Raw genomic sequence first — 2,506 nt, 5'->3', positions numbered from 1 at the left:
TCAGATGCTCCGGGCGACCTTTTCGATTCCCCTTCGGATCTCTGCAAATTTCTCTTCCGGCATCTTCACTGAGATTCCCATCATGAGGGTCCTCCCCAGGATATCCTCCGCCCGGGGGATGTTTTCCCTGCTGTAGTTTACCTTTCCTTTATAGGACGGATCGGCGAACGGGTATTTTTTAGAATTTGCCGTGGAATGTGCAAGGAAATGCTCCCAGTTGGGCACATAGTGCCAGAGATTTTTCTTAAAACAGACCGTGTCTATCCCCTCGGCGCTCAAGGCCTTCTGGAGATTCTCTGCCATCTTTGCCTCAGGCAGGTTGAAGGCAAGAAAGGTAGCTGTATCCCCTTCGGGATCGGGAATATCCCGGAACTTTACCCCTTTTATTTTGACCAGGACTTCCTTGAGCATTTCCTTATTCTTTTTCTGTTCCCCGATGACGGTAGGTAGTTTCCTCAACTGGGCCAGGCCGAGGGCGCCCTGAAGTTCGTTCATCCGGTAATTGAAACCGAGGATGGTTCTCCCCTCCATCGCCCTGCTCACGTTGGGATTATGGTCATGTCCGTGGTCGTGGTACCAGTCGGCACGACGGTAGAGATTATCGTTGTCCGTCAGGATCATCCCCCCTTCACCGGTAGTGATTGTCTTGTAATAGTCAAAACTGAATATCCCCATGTCGCCGAAGCTCCCTAATTTTTTGCCCTGGTAGCTTCCCCCGCAGGCCTGGGCATTATCTTCCAGAACCATAAGGTTATGCTTTCTCGCCGTCTCTATAATTTTATCAATCCTGGCTGGCACCCCGCACATGTGGACGGGGATCACCGCCTTTGTCAGGGGGGTGATTTTTGACTCCATGTCTTTATGATCCAGGTTCAGGGATTCATCTATGTCCGCCATGACGGGGATTGCCCCGACCTCTAACACCGCCTCATAAGTGGCCACAAAGGTAAAGGCCGGGCAGATAACTTCATCTCCCGGCCCTACATCCATGGCCGTGAGGGCCACCTTGAGCGCCGAGGAACCGGACGTGACACCGAGGGCATATTTAGAACCGCAGTATCGTGTAAACGCCTCCTCAAATTCCCTGACCTTGAAGATTCCCTTTCGTTCTTTATCAAATCCGTACCGCATGAGGACCCCTGTCTTTAGGACATCTATCACTTCCTTTATTTCTTCTTTTCCAATCAGTTCCGCACCAGCCATCTTTTTGCCTCCATTTTGCTCGCATTCTAAGATACTATGTCATACGTCTTATGTCATACGTCTTATGACTTACGACTTACGACGTACGACTTAATAAGCCTGCCCGTATATCTTTATGGCATCTTCGAGGGTTACTTTACGGGGATTATTCTCGAGGGGTCTTGCCACGGTCATGGCAGCGCCGGCCAGTTCGGGGAAATCCTTCTCCGGGATATCGAGGTCTTTCAGTTTTGTATGGATGCCGCAGTCTTTAATCAGTGTTTCCACCGCCTTCACTGTTAGAGAGGCCGCTTCACGGGTGGATAGACCATCAATCACTTCTCCCATCGCCTGCGCCATGACGGCGAATTTTTCGAGAGCAGCCGGTAGATTGAATGTCATCACGGCGGGCAGCATAACGGTATTGGCGAGACCATGTGGCACGCCGTATTTACCACCGAGGGGATAGGAAAGTGAATGTACGGCAGTAACACCGGCGTTGGCCAGACCCAGACCGGCGTAAAGACTCCCCAGAAGCATCTGTTCCCTTGCTGGAGCGTTGCTGTCATCATGGACAGCGGTTCTCAGGTTCGAGGCAATTAAGCTGATCGCCTCTAAGGAAAACAGTTCACTCATGGGAGAGGCATTGATCGAGGTGTAGGACTCGACAGCGTGACAGAGGGCATCAATCCCCGTTGTGGCCGTTGGATGCGGGGGGAGACTCACGGTAAGGAGGGGATCGAGAACGGCCAGGTCGGGGTAGAGATAAGGACTGTTCATTCCTTCCTTCTTTTTAAGATCACGCCTGATAAACACAGCCGTAAAGGTCACCTCGCTCCCCGTTCCGGCGGTTGTGGGGATCATGATTTTTGGTAAACCGGGGCCGGGGACATTGTTTAATCCAAGATAATCTACGGCCTTTCCCCTGTTTGCCGCCAGGACGGCGATGGCCTTGGCGACATCCATGGCGCTTCCCCCACCGATGCCCACCACAATATCACATTTCTCTTTCCGGGCAATTCCGGCCCCTTCATCGGCCAGCTCCAGCGGTGGTTCTGCCTCAACCCGATCAAAGAGGGTAAATTTAAGCTTTTCCTTGTTGAGGAGATCCGAGATTCTATCCCTGAAGCCTGCCACGGCGAGATTTCTGTCGAGAACAACCATGGGGCGGGCACCCTTCAACTCCCGGATATGTTCAGTCAACGTATCAAAGGAACCTCCTCCGAAAACAATCTTTTTTGCACCTGTAAAGGAAAATTGCCTTATCATAATTAAGACCTCCGTTGAGTTATAGTAAGGGCAGGGAAGGGGAAAGTCAAGTGTC

The 2,506-nt window shown here is 51.6% G+C and carries 2 protein-coding genes; both read right to left on the bottom strand.

Features of this window, described 5'->3' with window-relative positions; genetic code table 11:
• Nucleotides 1-1,203 (bottom strand): DegT/DnrJ/EryC1/StrS family aminotransferase, encoded by a 1,203-nt coding sequence (locus QMD03_09880; GenBank protein MDI6777520.1) that lies wholly within the window; start codon nucleotides 1,201-1,203, stop codon nucleotides 1-3.
• 90 nt (nucleotides 1,204-1,293) lie between these two features.
• A partial coding sequence (locus QMD03_09875; protein ID MDI6777519.1) for an iron-containing alcohol dehydrogenase occupies nucleotides 1,294-2,506 on the bottom strand: 1,213 nt, incomplete at its 5' end.

The sequence above is a fragment of the Syntrophales bacterium genome (genome assembly GCA_030018935.1).
Lineage (GTDB): Bacteria > Desulfobacterota > Syntrophia > Syntrophales > CG2-30-49-12 > CG2-30-49-12.
This window is presented reverse-complemented; position numbering and strand designations above follow the sequence as displayed.